This is a genomic window from Pseudomonas sp. P9_35 (genome assembly GCF_034008205.1).
Lineage (GTDB): Bacteria > Pseudomonadota > Gammaproteobacteria > Pseudomonadales > Pseudomonadaceae > Aquipseudomonas > Aquipseudomonas kilonensis.
In genome coordinates this window covers 5742478-5768400 of sequence record NZ_CP125373.1, presented here as the reverse complement: position 1 = coordinate 5768400, position 25923 = coordinate 5742478, and the positions used below count along the sequence as shown (strand labels likewise).

At 62.4% G+C, this 25923-nt stretch carries 23 protein-coding genes; 9 read left to right on the top strand and 14 right to left on the bottom strand.

The genetic code is table 11. The features are described from left to right. Positions 1 to 22: 22 nt before the first annotated feature. From QMK47_RS25665 to QMK47_RS25650, 4 genes are all read left to right on the top strand, one after another. Positions 23 to 298, top strand: a complete 276-nt coding sequence (locus tag QMK47_RS25665) for a DUF493 domain-containing protein (protein ID WP_003185772.1) — start codon at positions 23 to 25, stop codon at positions 296 to 298. Beyond that, positions 298 to 945, top strand: a complete 648-nt coding sequence (gene lipB / locus QMK47_RS25660; protein ID WP_003205887.1) for a lipoyl(octanoyl) transferase LipB — start codon at positions 298 to 300, stop codon at positions 943 to 945. Before QMK47_RS25665 ends, lipB begins: the two co-directional genes overlap by 1 nt. Position 946: 1 nt before the next feature. Continuing rightward, the gene (gene lipA / locus QMK47_RS25655) at positions 947 to 1969 is read left to right on the top strand and encodes a lipoyl synthase (RefSeq protein ID WP_003205886.1); all 1023 of its coding nucleotides are present in this window, start codon (positions 947 to 949) and stop codon (positions 1967 to 1969) included. A gap of 840 nt (positions 1970 to 2809) precedes the next feature. Next, a complete protein-coding gene (locus QMK47_RS25650) occupies positions 2810 to 3742 on the top strand; it encodes an LD-carboxypeptidase (protein WP_320389499.1) in 933 nt (310 codons plus the stop codon). Between the two features lie 106 nt (positions 3743 to 3848). Here the strand turns inward: QMK47_RS25650 and QMK47_RS25645 are convergent, their stop codons facing one another. The 5 genes from QMK47_RS25645 to leuS all read right to left on the bottom strand — a co-directional run bounded on the left by QMK47_RS25645 (position 3849) and on the right by leuS (position 10077). Further along, a complete protein-coding gene (locus QMK47_RS25645) occupies positions 3849 to 5171 on the bottom strand; it encodes a lytic murein transglycosylase (RefSeq protein ID WP_320389498.1) in 1323 nt (440 codons plus the stop codon). Positions 5172 to 5243: 72 nt separating this feature from the next. Next, on the bottom strand, positions 5244 to 5408 hold the full coding sequence (gene arfA / locus QMK47_RS25640) for an alternative ribosome rescue factor ArfA (RefSeq protein WP_003205882.1): 165 nt from the start codon (positions 5406 to 5408) through the stop codon (positions 5244 to 5246). Between the two features lie 290 nt (positions 5409 to 5698). Then, a complete protein-coding gene (gene holA, locus QMK47_RS25635) occupies positions 5699 to 6736 on the bottom strand; it encodes a DNA polymerase III subunit delta (RefSeq protein WP_320389497.1) in 1038 nt (345 codons plus the stop codon). Positions 6737 to 6775: 39 nt separating this feature from the next. Then, complete coding sequence (lptE, locus tag QMK47_RS25630; RefSeq protein WP_320389496.1) at positions 6776 to 7381, bottom strand: LPS assembly lipoprotein LptE; 606 nt, start codon at positions 7379 to 7381, stop codon at positions 6776 to 6778. A gap of 89 nt (positions 7382 to 7470) precedes the next feature. Further along, positions 7471 to 10077 carry a leucine--tRNA ligase gene (gene leuS / locus QMK47_RS25625; RefSeq protein WP_320389495.1) on the bottom strand — a complete coding sequence of 869 codons (2607 nt, stop codon included), beginning with the start codon at positions 10075 to 10077 and terminating at the stop codon, positions 7471 to 7473. 303 nt (positions 10078 to 10380) lie between these two features. On the opposite strand from leuS, the gene QMK47_RS25620 reads away from it, so the two are divergent. After that, positions 10381 to 10701 (top strand): hypothetical protein, encoded by a 321-nt coding sequence (locus QMK47_RS25620; protein ID WP_253469640.1) that lies wholly within the window; start codon positions 10381 to 10383, stop codon positions 10699 to 10701. A gap of 102 nt (positions 10702 to 10803) precedes the next feature. Continuing rightward, positions 10804 to 11565: a YdcF family protein gene (locus QMK47_RS25615; protein ID WP_320389494.1), complete on the top strand. Its 762-nt coding sequence runs from the start codon at positions 10804 to 10806 to the stop codon at positions 11563 to 11565. Between the two features lie 148 nt (positions 11566 to 11713). On the opposite strand, the gene lnt is transcribed toward QMK47_RS25615, so the two are convergent. The 5 genes from lnt to miaB all read right to left on the bottom strand — a co-directional run bounded on the left by lnt (position 11714) and on the right by miaB (position 17150). Next, complete coding sequence (gene lnt, locus QMK47_RS25610) at positions 11714 to 13237, bottom strand: apolipoprotein N-acyltransferase (protein WP_320389493.1); 1524 nt, start codon at positions 13235 to 13237, stop codon at positions 11714 to 11716. A 27-nt stretch (positions 13238 to 13264) separates the two neighbouring features. Further along, the gene (locus tag QMK47_RS25605; RefSeq protein ID WP_253469634.1) at positions 13265 to 14104 is read right to left on the bottom strand and encodes an HlyC/CorC family transporter; all 840 of its coding nucleotides are present in this window, start codon (positions 14102 to 14104) and stop codon (positions 13265 to 13267) included. 40 nt (positions 14105 to 14144) lie between these two features. Next, positions 14145 to 14603 (bottom strand): rRNA maturation RNase YbeY, encoded by a 459-nt coding sequence (gene ybeY, locus QMK47_RS25600; RefSeq protein WP_003205868.1) that lies wholly within the window; start codon positions 14601 to 14603, stop codon positions 14145 to 14147. Then, positions 14596 to 15606: a PhoH family protein gene (locus tag QMK47_RS25595; protein ID WP_253469631.1), complete on the bottom strand. Its 1011-nt coding sequence runs from the start codon at positions 15604 to 15606 to the stop codon at positions 14596 to 14598. Before QMK47_RS25595 ends, ybeY begins: the two co-directional genes overlap by 8 nt. A gap of 215 nt (positions 15607 to 15821) precedes the next feature. Continuing rightward, complete coding sequence (gene miaB / locus QMK47_RS25590) at positions 15822 to 17150, bottom strand: tRNA (N6-isopentenyl adenosine(37)-C2)-methylthiotransferase MiaB (protein ID WP_003205865.1); 1329 nt, start codon at positions 17148 to 17150, stop codon at positions 15822 to 15824. Positions 17151 to 17283: 133 nt separating this feature from the next. Between miaB and QMK47_RS25585 the strand changes: the two genes are divergently transcribed. Further along, the gene (locus QMK47_RS25585; protein WP_003185742.1) at positions 17284 to 17613 is read left to right on the top strand and encodes a DUF1820 family protein; all 330 of its coding nucleotides are present in this window, start codon (positions 17284 to 17286) and stop codon (positions 17611 to 17613) included. Positions 17614 to 17753: 140 nt separating this feature from the next. Here the strand turns inward: QMK47_RS25585 and QMK47_RS25580 are convergent, their stop codons facing one another. The 4 genes from QMK47_RS25580 to QMK47_RS25565 form a co-directional block, all read right to left on the bottom strand. Beyond that, positions 17754 to 18308 carry a tetratricopeptide repeat protein gene (locus tag QMK47_RS25580; RefSeq protein ID WP_003205863.1) on the bottom strand — a complete coding sequence of 185 codons (555 nt, stop codon included), beginning with the start codon at positions 18306 to 18308 and terminating at the stop codon, positions 17754 to 17756. 217 nt (positions 18309 to 18525) lie between these two features. Beyond that, positions 18526 to 19809 carry a glutamate-1-semialdehyde 2,1-aminomutase gene (hemL, locus tag QMK47_RS25575; protein WP_320389492.1) on the bottom strand — a complete coding sequence of 428 codons (1284 nt, stop codon included), beginning with the start codon at positions 19807 to 19809 and terminating at the stop codon, positions 18526 to 18528. 28 nt (positions 19810 to 19837) lie between these two features. Beyond that, positions 19838 to 20464 carry a thiamine phosphate synthase gene (gene thiE / locus QMK47_RS25570; protein WP_320389491.1) on the bottom strand — a complete coding sequence of 209 codons (627 nt, stop codon included), beginning with the start codon at positions 20462 to 20464 and terminating at the stop codon, positions 19838 to 19840. A 17-nt stretch (positions 20465 to 20481) separates the two neighbouring features. Then, complete coding sequence (locus tag QMK47_RS25565) at positions 20482 to 21279, bottom strand: hydroxymethylpyrimidine/phosphomethylpyrimidine kinase (RefSeq protein ID WP_003205858.1); 798 nt, start codon at positions 21277 to 21279, stop codon at positions 20482 to 20484. A 438-nt stretch (positions 21280 to 21717) separates the two neighbouring features. Between QMK47_RS25565 and QMK47_RS25560 the strand changes: the two genes are divergently transcribed. Further along, complete coding sequence (locus QMK47_RS25560; RefSeq protein WP_320389490.1) at positions 21718 to 24102, top strand: hybrid sensor histidine kinase/response regulator; 2385 nt, start codon at positions 21718 to 21720, stop codon at positions 24100 to 24102. A 71-nt stretch (positions 24103 to 24173) separates the two neighbouring features. Further along, positions 24174 to 25823, top strand: a complete 1650-nt coding sequence (locus QMK47_RS25555) for an acyl-CoA dehydrogenase family protein (protein ID WP_253469622.1) — start codon at positions 24174 to 24176, stop codon at positions 25821 to 25823. Positions 25824 to 25923: the final 100 nt, after the last annotated feature.

The following is a 25923-nucleotide window of genomic DNA, read 5'->3' as shown; positions in this document are numbered from 1 at the left end:
CGGCTTACGAGGCCGTTACCCCATGACAGACTCTGAAGTAAAAGCGCCAAAGATCGAATTCCCCTGCGCGGATTATCCGATCAAGGTCATCGGCGACACCGGTGTGGGTTTCAAGGATCGGATCATTGCGATCCTTGAAAAACATGCCACCGTTGACCACAAGACCCTGGCCGAGCGCCAGAGTACCAACGGCAAGTACACGACGATCCAGTTGCACATCATTGCCACCGGCCAGGAACAGCTCTACGACATCAACAGCGAGCTGCGTGCGACCGGTTTCGTGCACATGGTGTTGTGATGCCGGGCACGCTGGGCTTTCGCGAGCTGGGCACGATGGCTTACGAGCCGGTCTGGCATGCCATGCAACGCTTCACGAACGAACGCGGCACCACCGCCGACGATGAAGTCTGGCTGGTGGAACACCCACCGGTGTTCACCCAGGGCCAGGCCGGCAAGGCCGAGCACCTGTTGCTGCCGGGGGATATCCCGGTGGTGAAGGTCGACCGGGGCGGGCAGGTGACCTACCATGGCCCTGGCCAACTGGTCGCCTACCTGTTGCTGGATGTGCGCAAGCTGGGGTTTGGCGTGCGCGAGCTGGTCACCCGCATGGAGACATGCCTGATCGAGCTGCTGGCCAGCTACGGTGTGACGGCGGCGGCCAAGCCGGATGCGCCGGGCGTCTATGTCGACGGGGCGAAGATCGCCTCCTTGGGATTGCGAATCCGCCACGGCTGTTCGTTTCATGGCCTGGCGCTGAACGTGGACATGGACCTTGCGCCATTTCGACGGATTAATCCCTGTGGCTACGCGGGACTGGCGATGACCCAGTTGAGCGAGCATGCAGGATCGATTGAATTTGCCGAGGTAAGTGCCCGGCTGCGCGCGCAGCTCGTCAAACACCTCGACTATGCTGAGCAGACGACCCTCACGGGCGGAATCGACTGATATGACTACTGATGCAGTGCAAACCATTATCCCGACGCAGGACGTCACCGAGCGTCCGGCCCCACGTGCCAAGGTAGAGGCCGGCGTCAAGCTGCGCGGCGCCGAGAAGGTTGCACGCATCCCGGTCAAGATCATCCCGACCACCGAATTGCCGAAGAAGCCTGACTGGATCCGCGTGCGCATCCCGGTGTCCCCGGAAGTCGACCGGATCAAGGCCCTGCTGCGCAAGCACAAGCTGCACAGCGTCTGCGAAGAAGCCTCCTGCCCGAACCTGGGCGAGTGCTTCTCCGGCGGCACTGCCACGTTCATGATCATGGGCGACATCTGCACCCGTCGCTGCCCATTCTGTGACGTCGGCCACGGCCGTCCGAAACCATTGGACACCAACGAGCCGGAAAGCCTGGCCATCGCCATCGCCGACCTGAAGCTCAAGTACGTGGTCATCACCTCGGTGGACCGCGACGACCTGCGTGACGGCGGTGCCCAGCACTTTGCCGACTGCATCCGCGAGATCCGCAAGCTGTCGCCGAACGTCCAGCTGGAAACCCTGGTGCCCGATTACCGTGGCCGCATGGACATCGCCCTGGAAATCACCGCCGCCGAGCCACCGGATGTGTTCAACCACAACCTGGAAACCGTGCCGCGCCTGTACAAGGCCGCGCGTCCGGGTTCGGATTACCAGTGGTCGTTGACCTTGCTGCAACGCTTCAAGCAGATGATGCCGCACATTCCGACCAAGTCTGGCTTGATGCTGGGCCTGGGTGAAACTGACGAGGAAGTCATCGAGGTCATGAAGCGCATGCGTGAGCATGACATCGACATGCTGACCTTGGGCCAGTACCTGCAGCCTTCGCGTAGTCACCTGCCGGTGCAGCGTTTTGTGCATCCGGATACCTTTGCCTGGTTTGCCGAGGAAGGGTACAAGATGGGCTTCAAGAACGTGGCTTCGGGGCCGTTGGTGCGGTCTTCGTATCATGCGGATGAGCAGGCTAAGTTGGTCAAGGCTGAGCTTTTGGGTTCCTGAGTTTTTGGGTGGGGTGTGTATCCGTTATTTGTGTAATGGCGGCTTATGGTTCCGCCCTTACGGCGGGTCACTTTCGAAAAGCGCGAAAGTAACCAAAGCGCTTCTGCCCCACCACTCGGTGCCTCGCCTAGGCTCGGCATGCCTTCACTCCGGCATTGGTTCGTGGGCCGCCGCGAAGGGCCATCCATGGCCCAGCGCGGCTAACCCGGCATCCATGCCGGGTTGCCCACGAACCAATGCCTGCGTTCAGCCATCGTGGTTAACGGGGCGCCCCAGATCAACGTCCACCGCGAGGCGGCCTTAGAGCCGACCTGGTTCTCCCGGTCGTGCTCCGATCCAATTGTGGGAGCGAGCTTGTTCGCGATGGCGGTGGTTCAGTCACATGAATATTGGGTCTGCTGGCCCCATCGCGAGCAAGCTCGCTCCCACAGGGGCTGCGGTGTATATCGGTTTTGTGACTGCTGAAGATCCAATGTGGGAGCGAGCTTGCTCGCGATAGCGGTGGTGCAGCTACATAAATGCTGGATGTGCCGCGCTTTGGCTTTTGATCTTGGACGCCCCGTTAAACCACGCTGGCCGAACGCAGGCATTGTGGAGTGGGCATCCCGGCATGGATGCCGGGATAGCCGCGCTGGGCCATGGATGGCCCTTCGCGGCGGCCCACGGAGCAATGCCGGAGTGAGGGCACACCGAGCCTAGGCGAGGTGCCAAGTGGTGGGGCAGAGCGTTTTTGGTTACTTTTGGCGCTCTTTCCAAAAGTGACCCGCTGTAAGAGCGGAACCGCCAGCCGCCGTTACAAAAAAAACGGATATACACACGATCAAAAAAACCGGGAACCCCATGGCCCTAACCCCACACCACCCCGTCCCAGCCCTCCCTCAAGAAGGCCTGATCGCAGTGATCGCCCCCGCCGGTCCCGTCCCCCTGGACACGGAAAAAGCCATCCAATGGATGCGAGCCCGGGGCCATGAGCTGCGAATATTCCCAGGCGTCTATGAAAAGAACGACTACCTGGCCGGCAGCGACGAGACAAGGCTCAACGACCTGCACACCGCCTTCGCCGACCCAGAAGTCAAAGCCATCATCTGCCTACGCGGCGGCTACGGCACCCCCCGTCTACTCGATCGTATCGATTTCGAGCTCTTGAAACGCAACCCCAAACCATTCGTAGGCTACAGCGACATCACCGCCCTGCACCTGGCCATCAGCCGCTACGCAGGCTTCGTGACCTTCCACGGGCCGTTGCTCAACGCCGATCTGCTGGGCGACAAGGAACCCCCAACCGTCACCTCGTTTTTCAGCCTGCTGCATGGACAGTTGAAGTCCGGCAGCACGCTGAACCACCCCGCTGCCTACCCATTGACCACCGTCGAGCCAGGCATCGCCCACGGGCGTCTGCTGGGCGGCAATTTGTCGATGATTGGCGCGACCATGGGCACGCCTTATCAGATCGACGCCGAAGGGGTGATCCTGTTCATCGAAGACGTCAACGAGCCGCTGTACCGCATCGACCGACTGCTGACGCAGCTGCGGTTGGCCGGCACGTTGCACCAGCTACGCGGCGTTTTGGTGGGGGATGTGGCCGGGGTCGACGTCGAGGCGTTGAACCGCTTGCTCAAGCAGACCTTCGAGCCATTGCGCATCCCGGTACTGTCCGGCTGGCGCAGCGGGCACTGCGATCCGAACCTGACCTTGCCCATGGGGGCGTTGGTGGGATTGGATGCGGGGGAGAAGAGGTTGGTGCTGGAGCAGGATGTGGTGGTCGGTCGCTAGTCGTGTAGCGTCTGTCACTCAGTCATCGCGAGCAAGCTCGCTCCCACAGGTTGATCGAATGTGGGAGCGAGCCTGCTCGCGATAGCGGTAGCCGCCAGAACCCAATTCAGCGGCTACGCAACGCCTCCAGCAACTGGTGCGTCGGATACCCATCCGCCGGCCAGCCGAAGAACTGCTGGGCGCTGCGGATGGCCTTGCGAGTGTTGGCGCCGATGATGCCGTCGGGGTTGCCCGCGTCGTAGTTGTGCTTGCCCAGCAGGGTTTGCAGCTCGATGCGTTCGCTGCGGCTCAGGGGCAGGTCCTCCTTGGGCCACTGGCCATAGACCAGCCCGCCGTCGGTAAAGCGTTTTGACAACAGCCCGACCGCCAAGGCATAGGACGACGAGTTGTTGTACTTGAGGATGGCGCGGAAGTTATCGAAGATCAGGAATGCCGGGCCGCGATGGCCGGCCGGCAGGAGCAGGGACGCCGACAGCTGTTTGTCATCCGGGGTTATTGGCAGGCCACCATATTCTGAAACCCCCAGTCGCTCCCATTCAGCAACAGGCTTGCGGATCGTGCCATCGGCCAGTGTGTAGTCGAAGCTTTCTGGGAGATCGACCTCGAACCCCCACGGCTGGCCACGCTGCCAGCCGGAGCTTTGCAGGTAGTGGGCGGTCGAGGCCAGGGCGTCGGTGGAGCTGCCCCAGATGTCGCGGCGACCGTCGCCGTCGAAATCCACTGCATGGGTGTTGTACGTGGTGGGAATGAACTGGGTCTGGCCCATGGCGCCGGCCCAGGAACCGAGCATTTTTTCCGGTGTGATATCGCCCTGTTGCAGGATTTGCAGCGCGGCGATCAGTTGTGCATGGGCAAAACCCGGGCGCCGTCCTTCGTAGGCCAGGGTCGCCAGTGAGTTGATCACCGACTTGCTGCCCTGGAACTGGCCGAAGTTGCTCTCCATGCCCCACACCGCTACCAGCGCCTCACGATCGACGCCATAACGCTGCTCGATGCTTTGCAGGATCTGGGCGTTCTGCTGGATCAGGCTCTTGCCTTTGTTGACCCGCAGTGGTGACAGCGCGCCATCGAGGTATTCCCACACGGGACGGGTGAATTCCGGCTGGCTGCGGTCGGCCTTGATCACGCTCATGTCCGGGCTGACGCCGATGAACGCACGGTCGAACAGGTCGCCACGGATCCCGGCGGCCAGTGCCTCCTTGCGAAACCCGGCTTGCCATTGCGCGAAGGTCTGGGTGGGCGCAATGGCCAGGTCTTCACCGGTCGGCACCAAGGGCGGCACGATGGCCGGAGCGGTCACGGCGGGAGCGGTCTGGAGCGGTTGGGCGTCGGCGGCGGTAGGTTTTTCGGCGCAGGCGACAAGCAGGACAACGCTTGCGGCAACAATCATTTGGCGCAGTGGCCAACGATGGGAAAGACAGAAGGGCATGCACGGGTCCAGAAATACAAATCAGGTGCTGACCTTAACATGCGAAAGGGGCGTAGGGCTTGTCCGGTTGTTTCAAGCGGCCAGAAAGCAAGAAGCCTCCCAGTTGTCAGACTGGAAGGCTTCGCGGCGGTAGCTGCCTTTGCCCTTGGCGGGTCGTTCCTGGCGGCTGCGGAACAGGGGCTGGGCGACGATGGATTTGGCCTTGTTGGGGCCATGCTTGGATGGCTTTTTGCTCATGATGGGTACTCTCGTGGGGTGGTTTTTGCGGGGCAAATCATGGGACAGAGTTGGGTGGTTGTCCAGTCCCTGCATTGCGTAGGAAATTTCATCTGAGATGAAGCGCTTTTGTGGCGAGGGAGCTTGCTCCCGCTGGGCTGCGACTGTAGGAGTTGTCGAGCGCAGCGAGGCTGCGATCTTGTCCCAGGCAGTTGAGTCGCAAGCGAAAGATCAGGATCAAAAGATCGCAGCCTTCGGCAGCTCCTACACGCAGTCCAGCGGGAGCAAGCTCCCTCGCCACAGGTACTGTGTTATTCAGCGGGCAAAGGGAGTCGCTGCCCAGCCATCAACAGCGACAAGCGACTGAGGCTCATCCATGGTGAGCCAGCGGCCTGGCCCTTGATCTGCGCATCGATGCGCTGGGCTTCGAGCAGCAACTGCGCCCAACGCGACGCGGAATAACGTTGCAGGGCCTTGCTCATCAGCGGTTTGCGTTTGTCCCAGACGGGCGGGCGGGCCTGGCTGAAGGCCTTGTCCAGCGGTACGCCCTGGCTGTATTGCAGCGACAGGTTGGCCAGCAGGCGCAATTCCCGGGCCAGGGCCCAGAGGATCACCGGCGGCTCGACGCCTTCGCCCCGCAGGCCTTCGAGCATGCGCAGGGCATGGGCGGCCTCACCGTTGAGGATCGCATCGGTCAGCCCGAAGACATCGAAGCGCGCACTGTCGGCCACGGCAGCCTGCACCGTTTCCACGGTGATCTGCCCGCTCTCGGCCATCAGCTTGAGCTTCTCGATTTCCTGGGCGGCGGCCAGCAGGTTGCCTTCGACCCGGGCGGCAATCAGCTCCACTGCGTCCTGGCTGGCCGAGAGACCGGCTTGGGACAGGCGCTGGCGGATCCAACTGGGCAACTGGCTGACATCCACCGGCCAGATTTGCACGAACTGGGTCTGCGGGCCTTCGACCAGGGCCTTGCCCCATTTGGTCTTCTGCGCGCTGCCGTCGAGTTTCGGCAAGCTGATGAGCAGTACCGTGTCCTCGGCCGGGCGTGAGCAATATTCGATCAGCGCAGCGGCGCCTTTGTCACCGGGTTTGCCAGACGGCAAACGCAGTTCCAGCAGGCGTTTTTCGGCGAACAACGACATGCTCGCCCCGGCCTGCAGCAGCGTGCCCCAGTCGAAACTGGCGTCGGCGGCGAAGACCTGGCGTTCGTCGAAGCCTTGCTGGCGTGCAGCGGCGCGGATGGCGTCGGCGGCTTCCTGGCACAGCAGCGGGTCATCGCCACTGATGATGTAGACCGGCGCGAGGGCGCCTTGCAGGTGTTTGCCGAGTTGGGCGGGAGCGAGCTTCATAAGAGAAGGCGAGCGGGGCGCCGGAACGCCCCGCAAGGCTTATTCAGCCGGGATCTGCATCGGCGACTGTTGCGGGGTTTCCGCTTCAGCCTTGCGTGCCGCTTCCAGCGCATCGGCTTCGGCCTTGGCGCGGGCGTCGGCGGTCTGCTGCAGTTGCTCCAGTTGGGCCGGGTTCAACTGTTGCAGGCGCAACATCATGCGCTGTACGAGCTCACGACGCATTTCGCCGCGCACTTCGATGGACTCCTGGTCGGAGCCGGTGATGTTGTTGCCATCGTGCAGGTAGACCTTCTGCACCTGGAGCTTGTCATCCAGCAGCGACAGGTTGTTGTGGCCACGGATCTCATAGCTCAGCACGTTGGTCAGCTCGTATTCGGCCGAACGGCCGGCACCGGCATAGCTCAGGCTGCGCTGGCTTTGTTGTTCACTCGCCAACACCAGCTTGTACGGTGCACCGCTATAGACCTTGACGCCGCTGTTCTCCAGGGTCTGGCGCAGCATTTTCACGGTTTCGCCATAGGCGTCCCGTGCGCTGAGGTCCAGTTCCTTGATCGCCAGCTCGGTGGTGCCGGTGCCGCGCAGTTGGAAGCCGCAGGCGCTCAACAGGACCGCCAGGCCCACTACCAGCAGATTACGTTTGATCATCTTGTTGCTCCCCTTGAACCCTATGGGGGTCGATCATGCGACCCCGCAGGTTGTATTCGGCGCCAGGCTCAAGCCCGCGCCCGATCCAATTAGCTTGCGACGATGTTGACCAGCTTGCCGGGCACGACGATCACTTTGCGAATCGTCAGGCCATCGACGAAGCGCAGTACGTTTTCATTCGCCCGTGCAGCGGCTTCGACTTCTTCGCGAGTGGCGGCGGCCGGCATTTCGATCTGGCCGCGCAGCTTGCCGTTGACCTGGATGACCAGGGTCAGGCTGTCCTGCACCAGCGCGGTTTCGTCCACCAGCGGCCAGCGTGCGTCAATCACCGGATCGGCGTGACCCAGTTGATTCCACAGTTCGTGGCTGATGTGCGGGGTGATCGGCGCGAGCAGCAACGTCACGGCTTCCAGGCCTTCGTGAACCAGAGCGCGATCCTGCTCGGTGCCTTGCGCGGCTTTTTCCAGCACGTTCATCAGCGTCATCACCTGGGCGATGGCGGTGTTGAATTTGTGGTTCTGGCCGACGTCATGGCTGGCCTGCTTGATGGCCAGGTGGATCGAGCGGCGAATGGCTTTCTGCTCGTCGTTCAGGCTGGCGACGTCCAGTTTGCCCGGCAGGCCCTGGGTGACGTGGGCTTGCGCCAGGCGCCAGACGCGCTTGAGGAAACGGTGCGAACCCTCGACGCCCGAATCGGACCACTCTGCGCTCATGTCAGGTGGCGAGGCGAACATCATGAACAGGCGGCAGGTGTCTGCGCCGAACTGGTCGATCATCGACTGTGGGTCGACGCCGTTGTTCTTCGACTTGGCCATTTTCTCGGTGCCGCCGATTTCCACCGGCAGGCCGTCGGCGATCAGCTTGGCGCTGATGACCTTGGCCTTGCTGTCGCGTTCGAGCTCGACGTCGCTCGGGTTGAACCAGGTGTAGGCACCGTTGGCTTCTCGGCGGTAGTAAGTCTCGGCGATCACCATGCCTTGGGTCAGCAGGTTCTTGAATGGCTCGTTGGAGCTCACCAGGCCTTCGTCACGCATCAGCTTGTGGAAGAAGCGTGCGTAGAGCAGGTGGAGAATGGCGTGTTCGATGCCGCCGATGTACTGGTCCACTGGCAACCAGTGGTCAGCCGCGGATTTTTCCACCAGGCCGCCTTGATAGTGCGGCGAGGCGTAGCGCGCGTAGTACCAGGACGACTCGACGAAGGTGTCCATGGTGTCGGTTTCACGCTTGGCCGGTGCGCCGCATTTCGGGCAGCTGCACTCATAGAACTCGGGCATGCGCGCCAGGGGCGAACCGGCGCCGTCGGGTACGACGTCTTCCGGCAGGACCACGGGCAGTTGATCTTCCGGCACCGGTACGTCACCGCAGGTGTCGCAATGCACGATCGGGATCGGGCAGCCCCAGTAGCGCTGGCGGCTGATGCCCCAGTCCCGCAGGCGGAACTGGGTGCGCGAGGCACCGAGGTTCTTCTTGATCAGGGCAACTTCGATGGCATCGAACGCGCCAGGGAAATCCAGGCCGTTGAACTCACCGGAGTTGATCAGCTCGCCATGTTCGCCATAGGCGTCCTGCCAAGGTTCCGGGGTCTGGTCGCCGGCGCTGGTGCGCACCACGGCTTTGACCGGCAGGTTGTACTTGTGGGCGAATTCGAAATCGCGCTCGTCGTGGGCCGGCACTGCCATGACAGCGCCGTCGCCGTAGTGCATCAGCACGTAGTTGGCGACCCACACCGGCAGTTTCTCGCCGGTGAGCGGGTGCTCGACGAACAGCGAGGTTGGCAGGCCTTTCTTCTCCTGGGTGGCGACGTCGGCTTCGGCGACGCTGCCGCCCTTGCATTCGGCGATGAACGCCTGCAGCTCAGGGTTGTTCTGTGCCGCCAGGGTGGCCAGCGGATGCTCGGCGGCCACGGCCACATACGTGGCGCCCATCAGCGTGTCCGGGCGGGTGGTGAAGACTTTCAGGGTGCCGGCTTCGCCAATGGAGGCGACGTCGTAGGGGAACTGCACTTCCATGCCTCGGGACTTGCCAATCCAGTTGCGCTGCATGGTCTTGACCTGCTCGGGCCAGCCGGTCAGTTCGTCGAGGCTCTCCAGGAGCTCATCCGCGTAGGCGGTGATCTTGAAGTAGTACATCGGGATTTCGCGCTTTTCGATCAGCGCGCCCGAGCGCCAGCCGCGACCGTCGATCACTTGCTCGTTGGCCAGTACGGTCTGGTCCACCGGGTCCCAGTTCACGGTGCCGTTCTTGCGGTAGATCACGCCTTTTTCGAACAGGCGGGTGAACAGCCATTGTTCCCAGCGGTAGTAGTCGGGCTTGCAGGTGGTGACCTCGCGGGACCAATCCACCGCCAGGCCCAGGCTGCGCAGCTGGGTCTTCATGTAGGCGATGTTTTCGTAGGTCCACTTGGCGGGGGCCACGTTGTTCTTCATCGCGGCGTTTTCCGCCGGCATGCCGAAGGCGTCCCAACCCATGGGTTGCAGGACGTTCTTGCCTTGCATGCGCTGGTAGCGGGAGATCACGTCGCCGATGGTGTAGTTGCGCACGTGCCCCATGTGTAGCTTGCCGCTGGGGTAAGGGAACATCGACAGGCAGTAGAAAGTCTCCTTGCCTGGCTGTTCGCTGACTTCAAAGGACTTTTGCTCGTCCCAGAACGACTGGGCGGCGGCTTCGATTTCACGGGGCTGGTAGTGTTCGTGCATGGCTACTTTTGTACTGAATGGGGTGGCCCAATCCTCTTCGTTGCCATGCTGGACGCAGACGACGCCGAATGCGGCGTTTTCGATGCCCAGCCAAGCTGGAAGTGGAGTTACAGGAAGCGCCGTAGCATACATGACCGCGCTCTGCCGAGGGAAACCCTGATTGCTGCCGAACCACCGCCGAGCCATTGCCGATCATCGGCGATGACCCGTGTTCAGGGCCGTTGGTCGCGGCGCCCTGCCGGTTTGCCCAGCGAAGCTAAGCTTCTCAATGGGGAGTGAGTCTTATCTTCAATGAGGTGAGGGATGGTTGAATCACAACGAAAAGTCGCTACACCTGAGTTGTACGAAAAACTGATCGATCGTCTCGGGGTGGCCCTGGACGCTGCAAGAACCGCCGGTCGCTTGCGTGATGAACGCCCGGTAGAGCTGGAACTGCGAGGCTTGAGCCCCGCGGAGTTCGAACTGGTCGAGGCTTACCTCGAACAGGTCGGACATCAAACCTCCACCAGTGGGGCCCAGGTACTCAAGCGTCTCGATACGCCCCGTTCGGCCAAGGTTGTGTGGCTCAAGGACCGGACGCCTGATAAGGATGCTGTAAAGATCCGGTCGCTGCAGTTCAAGTAAAGCCGGATTCACGCGTGTCGCTTTTTTGGTTCAAGGCTTTTTCGAATCTGTTGTCGCTTTGCGTCAACCCACTTAGGCTTCGGGCATCTATGGAGATGCCCGATGCCGTTTCGCTATTTCATCAAACAACTTTTATTGCCGCCCGGCATTCTTTTGCTGCTGTTGGCGCTGGCCTGGTGGTGGCGCCAATCTCGGCCGCGCCTGGCCCGGCTGTGTTTCGCCGTGGGCCTGGGCGGGTTCTGGTTGATGAGCCTGCCGGTGGTGGTGCAGTGGACTGCCAAGGCATTGGAGCGTGAGCCGCCGCTGCTGCGCAGTGAATGGGCGACCCTGGCCCAGCGTGCCGACGCCATCGTGGTGCTGGGTTCCGGTCGCGAGCGCGGCGACCTGGCCTGGGGCGCCGACCAACCCACCGGTGTTGGCCTTGAGCGCCAGCGTTATGCGGCGCGGCTGGCCAAGGCGTCGGGCTTGCCCGTACTGACCACCGGTGGCTTGCACTACGGCACCCCACCCAGCGAGGCCAAGTTGATGGCCGACTCGATGCTGGATGATTTCGGCGTCAACGTGCGCTGGCAGGAGGGGCGTAGCCGCACCACCTGGGAAAACGCCCAGATGAGCGCCGAGATCCTGTTGCCGGAAGGCATCAAGCGGGTCGTGGTGATCACCCAGGCCTGGCACATGCCGCGGTCGGTCTGGAGTTTCGAGCGCGCGGGGTTTGAAGTGGTACCGGCGCCGGTGGGTTTCCTGGGGCAGGACAATGCCCGGCCGTTGGGCGGCTGGATGCCGGAGTTCAAGTCGATCTGGCAATCCGGGCAGTTGATGAATGAGGCGGCGGGGCTGGTGGGGTATTGGTTGTTCTACCGCTGAGTATTTGGGTGTGGGACATCTGTGGGAGCAAGGCTTGCCCGCGATGCAGGCGCCCTGTTCCCACGGCAGGACCGTGTCAATTTCATCGCGGGCAAGCCTTGCTCCCACAGGAAACTCGTTGACCTCAAGAGGTTTGCCCGCAGCGGGATCAGACGGTCCTGGCCATCCGTCCCGCCATCAACGCCCAGCCCAGCAACAACACGCACAAGATGATCAGCGGCCACGAGCGCCATTGCAGGTAAGGCGTCAGGTCATGCATCGGCACCACTTCGCCGTAGAGGATGCCGCGCTCGAATTGCGGGATCTGTGCGGTGATCTGGCCGAAGGGGTTGATCAGCCCGGTCACGCCGTTGTTGGTGGCGCGGATCATCCAGCGGCCGGCTTCCAGGGCACGCATCTGGGCCATTTGCAGGTGTTGCAGCGGGCCGATCGAAGTGCCGAACCAGGTGTCGTTGCTGATGGTCAGCAGCAGGTCGCTGCGCGCTGACAGGCTGGCGGCAAATTCCGGGTAGACCACTTCATAGCAGATGAACGGCGCGATCTGGTAACCCTTGGCTTGCAGCAGTGGCTGGTCGGCCGGGCCCCGGGCGAAGTCCGACATGGGCAGGTCGAAGAAGGCGATCAGGCCGCGCAGGATGTCCTGTAGCGGTACGTACTCGCCGAACGGCACGAGTTTTTGCTTCAAGTAAGTACCGTCACCTTCGCCGGTCACGGTGATGCCGTTGTAGTAACGCTTCTCGTGACGCACCAATTGGCGAATCGGTACGCCGGTAATCAACGCCGAATGCCGCTCGGCGGCGAAGCTGCCCATCATGTCCAGGTAACCCTGCGCAGATTCCTTGAGCACCGGTACTGCGGTCTCCGGCCAGATCAACAGGTCGACGCGCTTGGACGCAAAGCTCATGTCGCGGTACAGCGCCAACTGCGCGTTGAGCTGCTCGGGGTCCCACTTCATGCTTTGTTCGATGTTGCCCTGGATCGCCGCGACGCTCAGCGGGTCGCCCGAGGGGTTGGTCCAGGCATGGCCCTTGAGGGCCAGGCCGGCCACCCATGGGCCGATCAGCAGCACCACGCCCGCGGCGATAAAGCCCTTGCGCCCGGTGCGGATCAACCGCGGCGCGTTGTACAGCAGCGCGGCGGTCAAGGCCAGGGTGAAGGAAATCAGCCACATCCCGCCCAGCGGCGCGAGGCCGGCCAGCGGGCCGTTGAGCTGGCTGTAACCGGAATACAGCCAGGGGAACCCGGTGAGGAACCAGCCGCGGAAAGCTTCCTGGCCCAACCACAGCGCGGCGAACGCCAGGGCATCGGCCAGCGGCGCCTCGTTGCGGCGCAACCAGCGTGCCCACAGCCAGGCGGGCAGGGCGAAGAACCAGGCGATGGCGGCGATGAACAGCAGCATCAACAACCCGGCGAGCAGCACCGAGGCGCCGCCGAAGTTGTGGATACTGACGTAGATCCAACTAGTGCCGGCACCAAACAGGCCAAAACCGAAACACCAGCCTCGGCCCAGGGCCTGGCGTGGCGAGAGTTCGCGTAGCCCGGCGTAGAACAAGCCGACCGCCAGCAATGCCAGCGGCCAGAGGTCGAACGGCGCCAGGGCCAAGGTGGTGATCGCACCGGCCGCCATGGCCAGCAGGTTACCGGGCCAGCCGGGGCGGGTTATCCAGCGCATTTTTGTCCTTAGCGGGTCTCGCAGGGGTTATCGGCTAATGGGCGACAGGCGCAGCAAGTGAATCCGACGGCTGTCGGCATTCAGGATGCGGAAGCGCCAGGAGCCGATTTCCGTGGTTTCGTTGCGCTTGGGCAGATGCCCGAAAGCACTCATCACCAGGCCGCCGACGGTGTCGAACTCATCGTCGGAGAATTGGCTGTCGAAGAACTCGTTGAAGTTCTCGATCGGCGTCAGGGCCTTGATCAGGAAGTCGCCGCTGGGCAGGGGCTTGATGTAGCTGTCTTCCTCGACGTCGTGCTCGTCCTCGATGTCGCCGACGATCTGCTCGAGCACGTCTTCGATGGTGACCAGGCCGGCCACGCCGCCGTATTCGTCGATGACGATGGCCATGTGGTTGTGGTTGGCGCGAAATTCACGCAGCAGCACGTTCAGGCGCTTGGACTCGGGCACGAAGGTGGCCGGGCGCAACAGGTCCTTGATGTTGAAGCTGTCGCCGTTTTCCTGAAGGATCAGCGGCAGCAGGTCCTTGGCCAGCAGCACGCCCATGACGTCGTCATGGCTCTCGCCGACGACCGGATAGCGCGAGTGAGCGGAGTCGACCACGGCGGGCAAAAATTCGCGAGGGGTCTGGGTCGCCTTGATGCTGACCATCTGCGAGCGCGGGACCATGATGTCCCGGACTTGCAGGTCAGCGACCTGGATGGCGCCTTCGACGATGGCCAGCGCTTCGCTGTCCAGCAGTTTGTTCTGGTGTGCGTCGCGCAGCAGCTCCAGCAGCTCCTGGCGGTTTTTCGGCTCATGGGCAAAAGCCTGGGTGAGCTTGCCCAGCCATGACTTCTGCCCGTTGCTCGATCGATCTTCGCTCATAGCGATTACTCTGAATCCTTTGTCGTTACAGGTTGATGTATCAGTGTTCGTCGCCGGCGTAGGGGTCGGGATGACCCAGCTCTGCAAGCAACGTTCGTTCCAGTGCTTCCATTTCTTCGGCTTCGTCATCTTCTATATGGTCGTAACCCAGTAGATGCAAGCAGCCGTGAATCACCAGATGGGCCCAGTGGGCCTCAGGGGTCTTGTCTTGTTCCGCCGCTTCACGCTCCACCACCGGGACGCAGATCACCAGGTCGCCCAGCAGTGGGATGTCGAGCAGTTCGTCGGGTACGTCGGCGGGGAACGACAGCACGTTGGTGGCGTAGTCTTTCTGCCGCCAGGTGTGGTTCAGTTCACGGCCTTCGGGTTCGTCCACCAGGCGGATCGTCAGCTCCGAGTCGGCACTGCGCTGGCGCAGGGCCAGTTCGCACCATTGGCGGAACTGGGCTTCGCTGGGGGCGGCGTGTTCGCAGGCCACTTGCAGGTCGAGTTCAAGCATTGTGACGATTGCCTTTGCTTTCGGCCGAGTCTTCATCGGCGCGATTCTCGAAACGCTCGTAGGCTTCGACAATGCGTTGCACCAACGGATGGCGCACGACGTCCTTGGGCATGAAGTGCGTGAAGCTGATGCCCGGCACGTCCTTGAGGACCTGGATCACATGGTTCAGCCCGGACTTGGTGCCCTTGGGCAGGTCGACCTGGGTGATGTCCCCGGTAATGACGGCGGTGGAGCCGAAGCCGATCCGGGTCAGGAACATTTTCATCTGCTCGACCGTGGTGTTCTGGCTTTCGTCGAGGATGATGAAGCTGTTGTTCAGGGTACGACCGCGCATGTAGGCCAGCGGCGCGACCTCGATGACCTGGCGCTCGATCAGCTTGGCGACGTATTCGAAGCCGAGCATTTCATACAGCGCGTCATAGAGCGGGCGCAGATACGGGTCGATCTTCTGGGCCAGGTCGCCGGGCAGGAAGCCGAGTTTTTCACCCGCTTCGACCGCCGGGCGCACCAGCAGGATGCGCCGCACCTGTTCGCGTTCCAGTGCATCGACGGCGCAGGCCACGGCCAGGTAGGTCTTGCCGGTACCGGCCGGGCCGATGCCGAAGTTGATGTCGTTGCCCAGGATTTCCTTCACGTAGCGCTGCTGATTCAAGCCGCGCGGGCGAATCATGCCTTTTTTCGTGCGCAGGGCCACGGCAGGTTCCGACGGGGCGTGGTTGTCGAGTTCTTCGACAGCCGACTCCTGCAGGAACAGGTGGACCGTATCCGGCGACAGCTCGCTCCCCTTGGTTTCCCGGTAGAGACGGCGCAGCAGGTTTTCCGCGGAGGTGGTGTGCTTGGGTTCGCCGATCAGTTCGAACTGGTTTCCGCGGTTGCGGATCTCGATGGCCAGGCGCTGTTCGATCAAGCGCAGGTGCTCGTCGAATTGCCCGCACAGATTGGCGAAGCGGCGAGCCTCAAAGGGCTCGAGAATAAAGCGATGTGGTTCGATGGGTGCGTTCAAGGTCGTTTTTAGCCGCCCGGGGGCAATTAAGGTGAAATCAAGGATAACGCCAGTAGGCTGGGTGCGAAAGCTCTTAAACAGGCGAATCGGATCACAGGGCTTGGCACAACCCATGTGGGAGCAAGGCTTGCCCGCGATGGGGGCCTCACATTCAACATGAGTATTGACTGTCATGCCGCCATCGCGAGCAAGCTCGCTCCCACAGGTAATCGCGGTTACTGGATCAGCGAACCGCGCAGGGAGTGCGGTTGCGCGGCGTCGATGTGCACGTCGGCGAACTGGCCGATCAGGGCCGGGGTGTCGCAGCGGAAGTTGACGATGCGGTTGTTTTCGGTCCGGCCCTGCAACTCGCCCGGGTCCTTTTTCGAGTAATCGGTCACCAGAATCCGCTGGACGGAGCCGACCATTTGTCGGCTGATCTCGAAACCTTGCTGGTTGAGGCGATGTTGCAAGGCGTTGAGCCGTTCCTTTTTCAGTTCTTCGGGGGTGTCGTCCGCCAGGTCGGCCGCCGGAGTGCCAGGGCGCTGGCTGTAGACGAAGGAATAGGAGAAGTCGAAGCCCACGTCTTCGATCAGCTTCATGGTCTGCTGGAAGTCTTTCTCGGTTTCGCCAGGGAAGCCGACGATAAAGTCCGAGCTGATGCAGATCCCCGGCACTGCCGCGCGCAACTTGCGCAGCTTGGATTTGTACTCCAGCGCCGTGTGATTGCGTTTCATGGCCGCAAGGATCCGGTCGGAGCCCGATTGCACCGGCAGGTGCAGGTGCTTGACCAGTTCGGGGACTTCGGCGTGGGCCTGGATCAGGCTGTCGGAGAACTCCAGCGGGTGAGACGTGGTGTAGCGGATGCGGTCGATGCCATCGACTGCCGCCACGACGCGGATCAGTTCGGCGAGATCCGCCAGGCGCCCGTCATGGGTCAGGCCGCGATAGCCGTTGACGTTCTGCCCCAGCAGGGTCACTTCGCGCACGCCGTGTTCCGCCAGGTGGATGATTTCGGCGATCACGTCGTCGAATGGTCGGCTGACTTCTTCGCCGCGGGTGTAGGGCACCACGCAGAACGTGCAGTACTTGCTGCAACCTTCCATCACCGACACATAGGCACTCGGGCCGTCGATGCGCGGTTCGGGCAGGTGGTCGAATTTTTCGATTTCCGGGAACGAGACGTCCACTTGCGGCAGCTTGGTGCTGCGCGCGGCATCGATCATCTCCGGCAGGCGGTGCAAGGTCTGCGGGCCAAAGACCACGTCCACGTAGGGTGCGCGATCACGAATGGCGGCGCCTTCCTGGCTGGCTACGCAACCGCCCACGGCGATGACCATTTCCGGGTTGGCCAACTTCAGTTCGCGCCAGCGGCCGAGCTGGGAATACACCCGGTCCTGGGCGCGTTCGCGAATCGAGCAGGTGTTGAGCAGGATCACGTCCGCGTCTTCAGCGCGTGCGGTGACTTCCAGGGCCTGGTGTTCACCCAGCAGATCGACCATGCGCGAGCTGTCGTACTCGTTCATCTGGCAACCGTGGGTTTCGATGTAAAGCTTCTTGGCCATGGACGGGATCATCACGTGATTCAAAGAACCGCGCATTATAGAGAACAAGTCCCTGGGTTCCCACCGCTGTGCGAGCAGTGGCTATGCTATAGTTCGCGCCCTCATTTTTACCCGCCGATGTGTTTCGCCAGCCATGACCAAACGTGAAGCTCCAATCTACAAGGTGATTTTCCTCAACCAGGGCCAGGTGTTCGAAATGTACGCCAAGCAGATCTATCAAAGTGATCTGTGGGGTTTCCTGGAAGTGGAAGAATTCGTCTTTGGCGAGCGCACGCAAGTGGTCGTCGATCCGAGCGAGGAAAAGCTCAAGGCGCAGTTCGAAGGCGTGGTGCGCAGCTTCGTGCCGATGCATTCGATCGTGCGCATCGACGAAGTCGAACGCCTGGGCACCCCGAAAATCAGCGAAGCCCGCGGTGCGGTCGGCAATGTGATGCCGTTTCCGATGCCGATGCCTGAGAAGTAAGGCTCAGGACCGAGTTGCCCCAATCGCGAGCAAGCTCGCTCCCACAGTGGGTTCTCTGTGAACACAAGATTTGTGTACACCAGCGATCCAGTGTGGGAGCGAGCTTGCTCGCGATGGGGCCATTAAAGCCTGCTCAATAATCAAGGCAATGGTGAGAAGGGCGTACGCCCATCGGCGTTCTGCAATTCCATCAGGTATTTGCGAAAGATCTGCCCCAGCACCTGGGTTGCCACTTCCAATTCGTCGCGGGGCATTTGCTCGGCGACTTCGTCGGCGGTGTCCAGGGCTTCTTCGGCGCCGTTGACCGCGGCCATCTTCAGGACGATATAGGCCTGGACGTTGTTGGCTGGCACGCCTTCGCCATGGAAGAACATGCCGCCGAGCTTGAATTGCGCCTGGGCATGGCCTTGCAGTGAGGCTTTTTCGAAGTAGTCGAGGGCTTTTTTGAGGTCGCGCGGTGCAGCCTTGCCTTCGTAGTAGAACTCGCCCAACTCGTATTGCGCTTGTGCATCACCTGCGTCCGCCGCTTTTTGACAGGCGTCGAGTGCCGGTGCGAGATCTTGTGGCTGGGTATTGAGCGTGCAACGGCCCAGCGCCGGGATCAACAACGAGTTACCGCCTGCCTGTGCATTCGCGAGCAGGGGCTGAAGGAGCAACAGGCAGCCCAAGGCAAGGGTGCGGCCGGTGCGGTTCATGGGAATCGACTTACCTCTGAGGGGCGCGCGGACCCTCCGGGGGATCCAATAAGCGCGCATTATGAAATAAGCAGGGCCATCCTTACAAAGTCTTTACTCGTTTTTCTGCTGCGAGGGAATGCTAATAGCTGCTTGGGGCATAAATACGTAGGAAAAAGGCGGGAGGTTGTCGGCAATCACTGACGCCAGCTTCAGCCGGCGTCAGTTATCCACAGGCTTATTTCAGCGCAGCAAAGGCCCGTTCGGCCGCATCGAGGGTGATCTTCAGCTCGGTCTCGCCATGGACGATGGAAGTGAAGCCTGCCTCGAATGCGCTCGGGGCCAGGTACACGCCGCCATCGAGCATCAGGTGGAAGAAGCGCTTGAAGCGGTCGGTGTCGCTGGCCATCACGTCTTCGAAGGTGACGATGTCATCGGCGCCACTGAAATACAGGCCGAACATGCCGCCGGCCTGGGTAGTCACGAACGGAATGCCTGCCGCGTCAGCGCGAACCTGCAAGCCGTCGAGCAGGCGGGTGGTGTAGTCGGTCAGTTCGGCGTGAAAGCCCGGGCGGCTGATCAGGCGCAGCGTGGTCAGGCCGGCGGCCATGGCCAGTGGGTTGCCCGACAGGGTGCCGGCCTGGTAGACCGGGCCCAGCGGCGCGATGCATTCCATGATCTTGCGCTTGCCGCCGAAGCAGCCCACCGGCATGCCGCCGCCGATGATCTTGCCGAAGGTGCTCAGGTCCGGCGTGACGCCGTAATGGGCCTGGGCGCCGCCGAGGGCGACGCGGAAACCGGTCATCACTTCATCGAAAATCAACACCACGCCATGCTGGTCGCACAGGCTGCGCAGGCCTTCGAGGAAACCCGGTGCCGGTGGTACGCAGTTCATGTTGCCGGCCACTGGCTCGACGATGATGCACGCCACTTCCTGGCCGACTTCGCCGAGCATCTTCTCGACGGCTTCGAGGTCGTTGAACGGCAAGGTCAGGGTGTGTTTGGCGAACGCTGCCGGTACGCCGGCCGAGCTCGGCACGCCCTGGGTCAGTGCGCCAGAACCGGCCTTGACCAGCAGGCTGTCGGAATGGCCGTGGTAGCAGCCTTCGAACTTGATGATGCTGTCGCGGCCGGTAAAACCCCGCGCCAGGCGGATCGCGCTCATGGTCGCTTCGGTGCCGGAGCTGACCATGCGCACCATTTCCATCGACGGCACGATCGAGCAGACCAGGTCGGCCATCTCGGTTTCCATCGCGGTCGGGGCGCCGTAGGACAGGCCGTGTACCAGTTGCTTGCGCACCGCATCCAGCACGTCCGGATGGCTGTGGCCCAGGATCATCGGGCCCCAGGAGCCGACGTAATCCACATAGCGCTTGTCGTCTTCGTCGGTGACGTATGCGCCTTCGGCGTGCTTGAAGAACAGCGGGGTGCCGCCGACGCTCTTGAACGCACGAACAGGCGAGTTCACGCCGCCGGGGATGTGTTTCTGGGCATCGGCAAACAGGGTTTCGGAACGGGACATGGTTGGGCTCTCGAAAACGGAAAATAGACTATTTGATCTGCAGCAGCTCATTGAAGGCGCGGGCGCGGCGTGTCACTTCAGTGGTGCTGTCGGCGCCGAACAGGCCGTGGACCACCGCCAGCAGGTCGACCCCGTGGGCCACCAGCGGGGCGGCGTTGTCCAGGGTGATGCCGCCAATGGCGCACACCGGGATATGCAGTTTGAGGTGCGCCTGTTCGAGCAGTTCAAAGTTTGCGCTGGGGGCGCCGGGCTTGGTGTTGGAGTTGAAGAAACGCCCGAACGCGACATAAGTGGCACCTTCGCTGGCGGCCTGTTCGGCCAGTGCCAGGCTGGCGTGGCAGGTGGCACCGACGATCGCCTTGTGCCCGAGCAGTGCCCGCACTGGCGCCAACGGGCCATCGGTCTGGCCCAGGTGCACACCGACGCCCAGGCGTGCGGCCAACTCGGCGTCGTCGTTGATGATCAACTGGGTCTTGTAGCGCTCGCACAGGTTGCGCAGTGCTTCGGCTTCCCGCAGGCGGCGGGCCTCGTCGCTGCTTTTGTCGCGGTATTGCAGCAGGGTGACGCCACCTTCCAGCGCCGCTTCGACATAAGCGAGGAACTTGCCGGCCAGCAATTGGCTATCGGTGATGGCGTAAAGGCCACGTAATTTCATTCCACAGGCCTCCGGTGCTACGAGCAGAAATCCAGCGGCAGGCGACGCGGTACGAACTGGCCTTTGCCCAGTTGTTCGGCATCGCGCAAGGTGCGCCAGGTGTAATCCAGCGCCGTCTTGACGGCGCTGGCGAGCTGTTCGCCCTGGGCCAGCCGACCGGCCAGGGCGCTGGCCAGGGTGCAGCCGGAACCGTGGTAACTGCCGGGCAGACGCTGGCAGGTAAAGGTTTCGCGCCCGCCGTCGCGGCTGTACAGGCGATTATGGACTTCATGTTCGTCGCCGTGACCACCGGTGATCAACAGGTGTTTGACGAAGGGCAGCAGTTTTTCCGCGCACTCGTCGGCGCTGCCCTCGGGCAGTTCGGCGAGGATGCGTGCTTCAGGCAGGTTGGGGGTGGCAATGATTGCCAGGGGCAGCAGGCGTTCGCGCATGGCGTAGCCGACCTCATCCTTGCCCAGGCGCCCGCCACCGCCGGCGCGCAGCACCGGGTCGCAGACCATGGGCAGGTGCGGGTGCGCCTGGAGCAGTTCGACCACCGTGTCGACCATTTCCAGTGAGCCAAGCATCCCCAGCTTGACCGCTGCCACCTGGGCGTCGTTGAGCACGGCATTGGCTTGTGCCAGCACCCACTCGCGGTCGAGCACGCGGAAATCGCTGACGTTGACGGTGTCTTGCACGGTCAATGCGGTAACGGCAGGGGCGGCATGACAACCCTGGGCAAGCAGGGCTTCGATATCTGCCTGCAAACCGGCGCCACCACTGGGGTCGTGGCCGGAGAGACAGAGGACAACGGGGCGAGAACTGTAGATATTCATGGTGCGCGAGCTTACCACCAAACCTCTTTTGTCGGTGCTCGGGTTCAGCGGGTTTCTGGTGTATGAGCAACATTGGCGGTTGCTTTATGTGGCGAGGGAGCTTGCTCCCGCTGGGCCGGTCCGACGCTTCGGGCGAAGCGGCCCTGGTTTTTGGGAGCGCTGCGCACTGGAGCGCCAGCCCGGTCCAGCGGGAGCAAGCTCCCTCGCCACATTGATCCGCCAGTTGCCGACCTGACCAAGGCAACAGCTCTATCTCAAGGCTTTGCTCTGAAACGCCCGTTCTAGAGCCTTCTGTAGGAAAGATTTCAATGGTGCAAATTGGCCATCAGCGGCTATGCTAGAGATGGATCCAACTCATAACAGGTAATGCCGGTTTTACGTCTACTCAGGGAATGGGGGGCTTCCTGACTCAACCGGACAGGCCGCGCTGGGGCTTAAATGCGCTATTTGCTGATGTTGTTGCTGTGCTTGTCTCCTTTGGCAAGTGCTCTCGAATTCGATGAATTCACCCAAAACCTGCCCTTGGGCCATGCCCTGCAGGTGTTCGAAGATGCGGGCGGCACGGCCTCCATTGACGATGTCCTGGCCCAGGCTGCCGCTGGTGCTTTCAAGCCCCATGACCAAGCCACCCTGAACGCCGGTTACTCGCGATCAGCCTTCTGGTTGAAAATCGACCTGCACTACCGTCCTGCCAATCCGGACGCCCAGCGCACCTGGCTGCTGGAGCTGGCGTACCCGCCGCTGGACCACCTCGACTTGTATTTGCCCGATGCGGCGGGGGGCTATCGCCTGGTTCGCCAGACCGGTGATGCGTTGCCGTTCGCCAGCCGCGAGATCCGCCAGAACAACTACCTGTTCAGCCTGGCTTTCAAGCCCGAACAACAGCAGACCCTCTACCTGCGCCTGCAAAGCCAGGGTTCGATCCAGGCGCCGCTGACGCTGTGGTCGAGCACCGCTTACCTCGAACAACAGCCCGTGCGTTTGTATGTACTGGGGATCATCTATGGCGTGCTGCTGGGGATGCTGGTCTACAACCTGTTCATCTACCTGAGCGTGCGCGATACCAGCTACCTCTATTACATCTTCTACATTGCCTCGTTCGGCCTGTACCAGTTGTCGGTCAACGGTGCCGCCGTGGAGTACTTCTGGCCGGATAACCCCTGGTGGGCCAATGCCGCGACGCCGTTCTTCATCGGCTGTGCGGGCCTGTTTGGCAGCCAGTTCGCCCGCAGCTTCCTGCAAACCGCCCAGCACAGCCATTGGCTGGACCGCTTGCTGCTGGCGCTGATCGCCTACAGCGCCGTGGTGGTCGGCCTGTCGCTGATGACCAGTTATGCCCTGGCGCTGCGCCTGGCGACGGTGTTGGCGCTGCTGTTCACGGTGGCGATCTTCGCCGCCGGGTTGTTTGCCTGGTGGCGTGGCCTGCGGGTGGCGCGTTATTTCATCATTGCCTGGTCGGCGTTTCTGCTGGGGGGCATCGTCAATACGTTGATGGTGCTCGGTTACCTGCCGAACGTCTTCCTGACCATGTACGCCAGCCAGATCGGCTCGGCCATCGAGGTGGCGCTGCTGTCCCTGGCCCTGGCCGACCGCATCAATGCCATGCGCGAACAGCAGGCCCAGACCCTGTTGGACGCCGGGCAGAAACTCGAAGTGCTCAACCAGCAACTGGCCCACGGCAACAAGCTCAAGGATGAATTCCTCGCCACCTTGACCCATGAACTGCGCACGCCGATGAATGGCGTGATCGGTTCCCTTGAGCTGATGGAAACCGTCGAGATGGACGAGGAACTGACCCAGTATCAACAGACCGCCGCCGGTTCGGCGCGGGACATGATGCGCATGGTCAACGGCATCCTCACCCTGACCGAGTTGCAGGCCGGCAAGCTCAAGGTCTATCCGGCACCGTTCAGCCTGCGTGGGGTGGTCGATGCGCTGCAGGTGCAGTTCGGCGCCAATGCGGCGGCCAAGGGCCTGGATTTCAAGGTCGACGTATCCCCAGGCCTGGCGGACCGGTTGCTCGGCGACAGCGGCAAACTGGCCCAGAGCCTGGAATGCCTGTTGGACAACGCCATCAAGTTCACCCGGGTTGGCGGCCTGGCCCTGCGAGTCAGCGGCAGGCCGACGGCGCTTGATCGGCTGGTGCTGTCCTTTGCCGTCATCGACACCGGAATCGGTTTTACCGACCTGGGGGAAGCGACCTTGTACCAGCGCTTCTTCCAACTCGACGGCTCGATGACCCGTGAATACGGCGGCCTCGGCGTGGGCCTGGCGATCTGCCGGCAACTGGTGGAACTGCTGGGTGGACGCCTGACCCACACCTCCGAACCCGGTCGTGGCAGCCGTTTCCAGTTGGACGTGGAGTTTGACGTGGCCTCGCCAGCGGCGGTCCCGACGCCGTTTTCCTTCGGTGGCCGCCAAGGCTCGCGCCTGCCGCAGGATTGCACGGTGCTACTGGCCGATGACAACAACATCGATCAGTTGGTCATGCGCGGCATGTTGCTCAAGCTCGGTTATCGGGTGCGCACCGCCGACAGTGGCCGCGCCGCGCTGGATCTGCTGCACGGCGAGCGCTTTGATGCGGTGCTGCTCGATTGCCAGTTGCCGCCGCTGGACGGCGTGTCGCTCTGCTGCCAGATCCACACCTTGTCCGGCTGCGAGGAACTGCCGGTGCTGGTGGTCAGCCCGAACGTGGGGCGTGAGTGCTGTCCTTCGGGCGCGCCGGTCGATTACCTGAACAAACCCGTGAAATTCGAGGCACTGCAGGCGATGCTCCAGCGCCGGGTGCTTTGCCCGAGACAGGGTGAAAGCGCCGACATTTAGGCGGATATGACACTTTGTTCGGCCTGGAGGCGGTGCTTAACTGAATCCCTGGCCGATCGAGGAGCCCTGTCATGAACCTGCACCAGTTCGCTGAAACCCACGACGTCACCAACCAGCCGCCGTCCCTGGATGGCGCCAACCTGTACCGCATCGACCTGCCGCTGCAGCAGTGGTCGCAGCGCTTTGGGGCGGGCTGGGCACAGGCGCGGATCGATGCGTATGGGGCGCTGGCCGGCGGGCCGTTGATGGAAGCGGGCTTCCTGGCCAACCAGAATAAACCGGTGTTCTCCAGCCATGACCGTTACGGCCATCGCATCGACCTGGTGGAGTTCCATCCGGCTTATCACCAGTTGATGCGCACCGCCGTCGAGCACGGCCTGCCCAGTTTGCCCTGGGCGCATCCGCAACCCGGCGCGCATGTCGCCCGGGCGTCGATGACCTATTTGCACAGCCAGGCCGAAGCCGGCACCGGCTGCCCCCTGACCATGACCTTCGCCAGCGTGCCGGCGCTGCGCTTGCAGCCGGACCTGGCCGAGCACTGGCTGCCCAAGGTGCTGGCCACCGAGTACGACCCGCGCAACGTCGGCATGGCTCACAAGGCCGGCGTGACCCTGGGCATGGCGATGACCGAAAAACAGGGTGGCACCGATGTGCGGGCCAACACCACCAAGGCCTATCCAGTGGGCGCCAGCGGCCCGGGCCAGGCCTATGAGCTGGTTGGGCACAAATGGTTCTGTTCGGCGCCGATGTGCGATGCCTTCCTCACCTTGGCCCAGACCGACAAGGGCCTGACGTGTTTCCTGCTGCCGCGCCATCGCCCCGACGACACCCGCAATCAGTTCTACATCCAGCGGCTGAAGAACAAGTTGGGCAACTGTTCCAACGCCTCCAGCGAAGTCGAGTTCCGTGGTGCACTGGCCTGGATGGTCGGTGAAGAAGGGCGGGGCGTACCGACGATCATCGAGATGGTCGCCATGACCCGTTTCGATTGCATGGTCGGCTCCAGCGCCCTGATGCGCCAGGCGCTGACCCAGGCCAGCCATCACTGCGCGCACCGCAAGGTCGGTGGCAAGTTGTTGAGTGAACAGCCGCTGATGCAAAACGTCCTGGCTGACCTGGCGCTGGAAAGCGAATCCGCATTGGCCTTGAGCCTGCGCATGGGCCGGGCGCTGGACCACTTGAATGACGAGCACGAGGCCAAGTTCGCCCGGTTGGTGACGGCGGTGGGCAAGTACTGGATCTGCAAGCGCGCCCCCGCGATGATCAATGAAGCCGCCGAATGCATGGGCGGTGCCGGCTACGTCGAAGACAGCATCCTGCCGCGCCTGTACCGCGAAGCGCCGGTCAACTCGACGTGGGAAGGCTCCGGCAACGTGCAATGCCTGGATGTGCTGCGCGCCTTGTCCAAGGAGCCCGGCGTGCTGGAGGTCTTGTTCAGCGAATTGGGCGACGGCCACGGCGACAAGCGCCTGGCTGGCCACATCCAGCAATTGCACGCCGCGTTCAAGGACACCGACGACATCCAGTACCGCGCCCGGCAATTGACCGAAGACATCGCCCTGGGCCTGCAAGCCAAGCTGTTGCTCGAGGTGGGGAACAGTGAAGTCAGCGATGCCTTCATCGCCAGTCGCCTGGGTTCGGCCGGCCGGGTGTACGGTGCCTTGCCTCGGGGCTTGAATGTCGAGGCGATCGTGACGCGCTCCACCCCACACGGCTTCTAGAAACACCCCATTGAATCCTGTGGTGAATGGCAGTCCTGGGTCCCTGAAGATCTATTGTGGGAGCGAGCTTGCTCGCGAAGGCTTCGGGCCATCGAGCCTC